We start from the raw sequence: 7768 nt of genomic DNA on the forward strand, positions 1-7768 counted from the left end.
TTATTTCGGCGAACTCATTTGTTATTTCGGCGAACTCATTTGTTATTTCGGCGAACTCATTTGTTATTTCGGCGAACTCATTTGTTATTTCGGCGAACTCATTTGTTATTTCGGCGTCTCCATAACGAACCCTACAAAACAACTAGAAGAGTTGAAACCTATGCTGGTCATACTTGTGTGTACACCATAGGGGCAGACAAGGAGAATAACCAATACCCCATACCCAATACCCAATGCCCAATACTTCTCTACCAGATGCTGCGCTCTAAGCGTAGCTATGCCGCAGGCTTTACGACTCCGCTCAAGGCAAGACGCCCAACTCTTGGAGAGGCTGCGCCCTAAGCGTAGCTATGCCGCAGGCTTTACGACGCCGCTCAGGGCAAGCTCAAGACAAGCTCAGTACAAGTGCCCCATGCCCCAGTCGCCAGATTCTCTGTGTACTTTTCTATTCTGGTAACTTATATTGTCGAACAATACGCTTGGCAAACTCTGGAACGTGCGCCTCTAATTTTTCTGGATGATTTCGCTTCACATACAAATAATTCCGAGTAAAGTGAGAATCAATCGAAAACCGCGCATACTCTAGACCCTTGGGGCCGATTTTTTCGATAACCACACCCATGAGTTTTGCTGCCCACATCGGGAGGGTAACGCCTTTATCGTAAGCGGGAATACTTTGCTGTACAGCTTCCTTCCGGTTGCCTTTAGACATCACTGGTTGGGTGTCTAACTGGTCTTTCACCAAATCTAGCATTTCCTTACCAGTGTCATTTCTAACTACAATCCATTGCCAGCCGAAGGGTGCGCCCATGTAGCCAACGACTAAATCTGCTAGGGAGTTGACGTAATCAAAGCAACTCATACAGGATGGGGCAAAGACATCTTTGAGTTGGTTAGTCTTCAAGCCGAAGAAAGGCACTGTTTCTGATGAGCCATCCTCATGTTTGAAGTGAACCCGGAAGTCTTGCATGAATTCGTAATGCACAACTGTCTCAGGCGATCGGCTGGTGGTTTCTAAGAATTTTTGCAGTCCGGCGCGGTTAACATTATCTACGCAGGGCGTACCCAAAACATACAGCTTTTCTAAGCCGAGTTGTTTTTCTACAGTTCGTAATGCCTGAATTTGGCAACCAACACCAATTACCAACAGCCGCTTCATCCCCGATTTCTCTATCTGTTCCAATACAGAAAGGTTCGGGGAAAGTGTTGGTTTATTTACCCGCGCTGCTAGTATTTCTTCTGGAGTCCGGGCAATGATCGGCATAGGTTGAAAGCGGTCTTCTTTAGTGTTTTGCACACAGACGACACCTTCAACTAAGCCGCGATTGAGCATTTCAATGGCAATGCTACTAACAATACCCGTCCATTGTGCGCCTTCGATAGGCTGCTGTTTTTGCGCCGCTATCATGTCTTGGTGAACACCAAAGTACAGTTCATCGGGGTTGTCGAGATGGCGCGATCGCGTGTGCGTTTCTTCTTCAAGTTCACCTATTTGCTGATTAATAAAAGCGCAGGCTTCCTTGACATAGTGAATATAGTATGTATCGCATAGTCCGCACTCGCTACAGAGTTCTTTAGCAGGGCGGCGGCTGGTAGGTTTTAAGGCTTTGGCTTTTTTGTGAGGAGAAACTGAGGTCATATAAATTTTTTGTTTTATCCAGTAATCGCTTTTATTACAATACCTTTACTGGCTATGAACTTCACGATAGAAATTGAATAAGAAGAGAATGGACGCAATAAGCAGAAGTGATTGGTTTTACTGCGTCAAGATCATTAGTTGAGCAAGCTATAATTTGCTTAGATTAAAGGTGATGTATCCTTATGCTGACGCTTGAGCAAATTGAGTCCGCGATTCTCCAACTGTCACCTAACGAGGATCACAAGCTCCTTGAATGGTTTGCTGATTTAGACTATCAACGGTGGGATGAACAATTTGAGAAAGACATTGCTGATGGCAAATTGGAAGCTTTTGCACAGGAGGCGATCGCTGAGTTTGAGGCGGGGAACTATCGAGCAATTTGATGCATTACACAACTCGTCATCTTTTAGCTCATCATCTGTTAGTTTAGGCTGAGGCATTGACAACTCTTATAATATTCGCTATATTATATTGTGTAGACACCAGGACGTCCTATGTCTCGTATAAGCGAGTTATGATCCTGGCGTATAGAAATTTAATTGTGTTTTTTAAATAAACTCCCTAAATCTATAAGGTTTAGGGAGTTTTGTTATATGACAAATCAGAATTTGTTACTCCTAAACCTTCTACTCCCAATATTGAACCAGAAATAATATCTTCGACAACCCAGCTACCTGAAAGCTGGAGATGTGTACGCACACTCAAGGGTCACTTAGGGGCAGTTAATGCGATCGCTATCAGTCCTGATGGTACTACCTTGGTTAGTGGCAGTGATGACAGACAAGTTTATTTGTGGAATTTGAAAACAGGAAAATGGCTTTACACGTTCTCTGGACAAGCAGAGGCAGTTTTATCTGTTGCTATCAGCCCTGATGGACAACAAATTGCAAGTGGTAATGTTGATCGCAAAATCAGCTGTTGGCAGATGGACACAAGAAAATTTCACCGGACATTATTTTATTTAAGTTCTCCCTACAGTCATAATGGTTTTGTTAACTCGGTAACCTACAGTCCTGATGGGGCAATTATTGCTAGTGGTGCTGGCGATAAGACGATTAGAATTTGGGGACGCTACACCGGAACAATAAAACGCACCTTGAATGGACACTCAGATGCAGTTTTGTCTGTCACCATCAGTCCCGATGGTAAAATCCTTGCAAGTGGTAGCGCTGATCAAACTATTAGGCTTTGGGATTTAAAAACTTGGCAACAGCGCTACATTCTTACTGAACATTTGGGAGCTGTGAATACAGTTGTTATTAGTCTTAACAGTCAAACTCTTATTAGTGGTAGCACAGACACCACAATAAAACTGTGGAATCTCCAAACTGGAGAATTACTCTCCACTCTAACTGGACACTCAGCAGCGGTTTTGTCTGTTGCCATCAGCCCCAATGGAAAAACTCTCGCCAGTAGCAGCAAAGACGGTATTATCAAACTTTGGAACCTACATACTGGGGAACTACTACAAAATCTTTCTGGACGAAATGCCGTTGCTTTCAGTCCTGATGGCAAGACGCTGGTAAGTAGCGGTAATGGCGGAAGCATCAAGATTTGGAGTCAAGTGCAAAGCTTTGATAAATTTACTCTCGACTCCGTATTATCTGGGGAATGGTGGGAAGTTTTGGGTGTAGATCAGAGTGATAATGCCAATACTGTAAAACTTGCCTACCTTCGATTAGCAAGACAGTATCATCCTGATGTCAACAGTTCTGCGAGCGCAAAAGCTTCAATGCAAGCAATTAATCAAGCTTATAAAGAATTCCAGAAGCAGTTAAACACTCATCAATGTCCAGTAGAGTAAAATATATAACTCTTCGGAAGTATTGACATCTTAAATTGTTCAAGCATTCATCTTGCATATTCTGACAAAACGTTATAAATTATTAGATTATAGGGGAGTAACCTGACCTCTTAGTGCCAAAAAATAATCAGGCTCAAGTAAATATACTGCAACTAGTTTTAACTTCACACAAACCCTAAACAGCACTGAAGATATATTTCTGTTCGGTAGAGCAAAGATTTAGGACATGAAACGGAACAAGAAATAATTTAAAAATATATCTTGTGTGACTGATTTTAAGAATTATATTACTGCTTGCAGTGAATAACAGCAACTATAATTAACCAAAAGAGTAATCGATTATAAGCAAATTAACTAGCAAGAAAGCTGCATAAATGTCAGCAGATTTATTTATAGTTAGTTGATTAATTTTTTTGCTTATATTTGCTAATTAAAAAAGCATTTTTGTTATGCTGAGAATAGCAAAAATCATAAATGAAGACGCATCTACCACAAATTCACAACCCAAATGGAGTTATTCTGGCGATGCACCTAAACGAATTGGAAACTACTGAAAATTTAAAAGAAGTAGAAGCAGCGTGGCAAGCACTAGAAAAATCAATTCTTTACTATCAAGGCCGCCCTGTTGGTACGGTAGCCGCTTATGATGCATCTATCGCGGCGCTCAATTATGACCAGTGCTTTGTTAGGGATTTTGTCTCTGCCGGTCTAATTTTTCTGATCAAAGGTAGAACAGATATTGTTCGCAATTTCTTAGAAGAAACCTTAAAGTTACAGCCTAAAGAAAAGGCATTAGATGCCTATAAGCCGGGACGAGGATTAATACCAGCTAGCTTTAAAGTTGTATCAGAAAATGGGCAAGAATATTTAGAAGCAGACTTTGGTGAACATGCGATCGCTAGAGTTACGCCTGTAGATTCTTGCCTATGGTGGATTATTTTGTTGCGTGCTTATGTAGTCGCCACAGAAGATTTTTCTCTAGCTTATCAACCTGAATTCCAAAACGGAATCAGGTTAATCATGGAAATCTGCTTGGCGAATCGTTTTGATATGTACCCAACGCTGTTGGTTCCAGATGGTGCTTGTATGATTGACCGTCGTATGGGCATTTATGGGCATCCTCTAGAACTACAAGTTCTTTTTTACACGGCATTGCGTGCATCTCGTGAACTGCTAATTTGTCAAGGAAATTCCGATATTGTTGCAGCCATTGATAATCGGTTACCTCTTTTATGTGCTCATATTCGCCAGCATTATTGGATAGATATTAATCGTTTGAATGCAATTTATCACTTCAAAAGTGAAGAATATGGCAAGGGTGCTGTTAATCTGTTCAACATATATGTAGATTCTGTTCCCTATTATGAATTAGATAAGTGGTTATCAAAAAAAGGTGGTTATTTAGCGGGTAATGTTGGACCGTCACAGCTAGATACTCGCTTCTTTTCACTGGGAAACTTAATGGCAATTATTTCAGACTTAGCCACCGAAGAACAATCACAAGCAATTATGACTCTCATCGAGGAACGATGGGAAGATTTGGTGGGAGATATGCCAATGAAAATTTGTTTCCCAGCTTTGGAACATGAAGAATACAGAATTGTAACTGGATGTGACCCTAAAAATATCCCCTGGTCGTATCATAATGCTGGTAGTTGGCCAGTTTTAATGTGGATGTTGGCAGCTGCGGCTATGAAAACTAACAAAATAAGTCTTGCACAAAAAGCTATTGAAACTGCCCAAGGACGGCTCAGTACAGATGAATGGCCAGAGTATTACGATGGTAAGAAAGGGCGACTGATTGGGAAACAAGCTAGGAAATATCAAACTTGGACAATTACTGGGTTCTTATTAGCAAAAGAACTGATGGCAAACCCCACATATTTACCACTAATCAGCTTTGGGAAATTACCAGCAGAACAGGTTTCTAGAGCATGTGAGCTTGAAATCGCTACTGTAGACCCGTATATGCCTCGATAGGGAAGTTAGGAGTCATTCTATTTTGGATTTTAGATTTTAGATTTTGGATTGAAGGAAAAATCTAAAATCCAAAATCTAAAATTGGCAGAGTTAAAATACAAAAGCCTCCTGACTCCTGAATTATGTTTCCATGACAAACCCCCGTCAACTAGCTTTTATCGCCCTGCGAGATGTTCATAAGGGGGCTTATGCTGATGTTGCCCTTGATAGAGTGCTGCAAAAAGTTAATTTGGCTGATAATGATCGCCGCTTACTGACAGAATTGGTTTATGGGAGCGTCAGAAGGCAGCGCACTCTTGATAGTCTCATTGATCAACTCGCTAAAAAGAAATCTGATCAACAACCACAATACCTCCGCACCATCTTACATCTGGGCTTCTACCAACTGCGCTATCAAGAGCGTATTCCCGCCTCAGCTGCTGTTAATACCACCGTCCAACTCGCTAAAGAAAACGGTTTTTCTGGACTCACAGGTTTTGTTAACGGTCTATTACGCCAGTACATCCGCCTTGCAGAAAAGATAAAGGGAGATCCGTTACAACTTCCAGAGAACCTAGTGGAACACTTTGACAATTTACCCGATCTGGAAAACCTCTCTCCTAAAAGGGGAGAGGTTTTGAATTCTCCCCCTTCCCTACAAGGGTTGGGGGCTGGGGGGTTAGCTTTCGTAACTTTTCCAGATGACGTTAAAAGTCAGGTGGAACGCTTGGGGATTTTACACAGCTTTCCTGACTGGATTATTCAAGTTTGGTTAGAACAATTGGGTTTAGCTGAGACAGAACAATTATGTGAATGGATGAACCAATCACCAACAATTGACTTGCGTATCAACCCCCTTCACACTTCAATTGAGGAAGTTGAGGCGGCTTTGCAATCTGTTGGTATTTTGGTGAGACGGATTTCTCATTTACCCCAAGCTTTACGATTGATTGGTAGTACTGGGTCAATTCAAAAACTACCTGGTTTCAAAGAAGGTTGGTGGACTGTACAAGATAGTAGTGCCCAATTGGTAAGTCATTTGCTCGACCCCCAATCAGGTGAGGTGGTGATTGATGCCTGTGCTGCACCAGGAGGTAAAACAACCCACATCGCTGAATTAATGGCAGATAAAGGGAAAATTTGGGCTTGCGATCGCACTCCTTCTCGTCTTCGCAAACTCCAAGAAAATTCTCAACGGCTGAATTTACAATCTATTCAAATTTACACTGGTGACAGTCGTCATTTTGCCCAATTTCAAAACACCGCAGACCGCGTATTACTGGATGCTCCATGTTCTGGTTTGGGAACCATGCACCGTCATGCTGATGCTCGTTGGCGACAGACACCAGAATCTGTCCAGGAACTTTCCCTGCTGCAAAAAGAATTATTAACACATACATCTACTTTTGTCAAACCTGGTGGTGTACTAGTTTATGCTACCTGTACATTGCATCCAGCAGAAAATGAACAAGTGATTTCGGCATTTTTAGCTGAGTCACCTGATTGGCAAATTGAGTCTCCCAGCGACTTTGAGTTCCCTGATTCTGCCCGTAACATGCCTCAAGGTTGGTTTAAAGTCTGGCCCCATCGACAGGACATGGATGGCTTTTTTATGGTGCGCTTAAGAAAAACCAATAATTCCGAGTGAATACTGTTTGGGATTGTACTATTTGGTGGAGGCCTGAATCTACCAGAGGAGGCAGCAATGGTTACCGATTCCAATATGAAAAACTTAGTTAAAATCCTGATTGGAGCAGCCTGGATCGATGGCAGAATCCAGCCAGAAGAACGGCAATATCTGCGCGAAATAGCTCAAGCAAAGGGTTTGGCTAACGATCCAGAAATTAAGCCTTGGCTGTACGAACTAGTTCCTGTACAACCAAAAGAGTGCTATGACTGGGTGCAGGAGTATTTAGGCGATCGCCCCAGCCTTGAAGATTGTGAAAACTTGATTGAAGCCATTAGTGGCTTAATTTATAGCGATGGTGAAGTCGCCGTTGAAGAAGCCAGACTTCTAACGGAATTGCAAGATATAGCCAAACCGCACGATTCAACTCAACCAGTTCAGACTAAACTTCTAAAACAAATTCAAAAGCTTTACCGCCGTTGGGTTGAAGTGCAAAACTAACAGGGAGTTATGAGTTATGAGTTATGAGTTAGGAGTCAGAAGTTATGAGTTGACAAAAGGCGATTAATCACGTCTATAGATAGATTATTTTTAAGTTTGGCACTCACAACTAAGCACTCGACACTCAGCACTCATCACTCATTAGGGACTTCCAGAGAATAAACTATTCCATTAACAATAATGATAATCGTTTTAAAGGGGGATGAAGGGGCTGCCGACGGCAGCCCCTTCATCCCCC

General features: G+C 42.0%; 7 protein-coding genes. 6 read left to right on the top strand and 1 reads right to left on the bottom strand.

Going from position 1 to position 7768, the window contains the following annotated elements:
- A partial coding sequence (locus V7K21_RS27575) for a hypothetical protein (RefSeq protein ID WP_335178866.1) occupies positions 1–342 on the top strand: 342 nt, incomplete at its 5' end.
- 103 nt (positions 343–445) lie between these two features.
- On the opposite strand, the gene V7K21_RS27580 is transcribed toward V7K21_RS27575, so the two are convergent.
- The gene (locus V7K21_RS27580) at positions 446–1639 is read right to left on the bottom strand and encodes a Coenzyme F420 hydrogenase/dehydrogenase, beta subunit C-terminal domain (RefSeq protein WP_335178868.1); all 1194 of its coding nucleotides are present in this window, start codon (positions 1637–1639) and stop codon (positions 446–448) included.
- A gap of 182 nt (positions 1640–1821) precedes the next feature.
- Here V7K21_RS27580 and V7K21_RS27585 point away from each other — a divergent pair, with 182 nt between their 5' ends.
- From V7K21_RS27585 to V7K21_RS27605, 5 genes are all read left to right on the top strand, one after another.
- Complete coding sequence (locus V7K21_RS27585; RefSeq protein WP_335178870.1) at positions 1822–2022, top strand: hypothetical protein; 201 nt, start codon at positions 1822–1824, stop codon at positions 2020–2022.
- Positions 2023–2225: 203 nt separating this feature from the next.
- On the top strand, positions 2226–3443 hold the full coding sequence (locus V7K21_RS27590) for a DnaJ domain-containing protein (protein ID WP_335178871.1): 1218 nt from the start codon (positions 2226–2228) through the stop codon (positions 3441–3443).
- Positions 3444–3968: 525 nt separating this feature from the next.
- Positions 3969–5423, top strand: coding sequence for a glycoside hydrolase 100 family protein (locus tag V7K21_RS27595; protein ID WP_335178877.1), 1455 nt, complete (start codon positions 3969–3971; stop codon positions 5421–5423).
- Positions 5424–5553: 130 nt separating this feature from the next.
- Positions 5554–7050: a 16S rRNA (cytosine(967)-C(5))-methyltransferase gene (locus V7K21_RS27600; RefSeq protein ID WP_335178873.1), complete on the top strand. Its 1497-nt coding sequence runs from the start codon at positions 5554–5556 to the stop codon at positions 7048–7050.
- Between the two features lie 57 nt (positions 7051–7107).
- Entirely contained in the window at positions 7108–7530 is a 423-nt protein-coding gene (locus V7K21_RS27605; protein ID WP_335178875.1) for a tellurite resistance TerB family protein, read from the top strand.
- Positions 7531–7768: the final 238 nt, after the last annotated feature.

It is taken from the genome of Nostoc sp. (assembly GCF_036919595.1).
In the GTDB taxonomy this organism is placed as follows: Bacteria; Cyanobacteriota; Cyanobacteriia; order Cyanobacteriales; family Nostocaceae; genus Nostoc.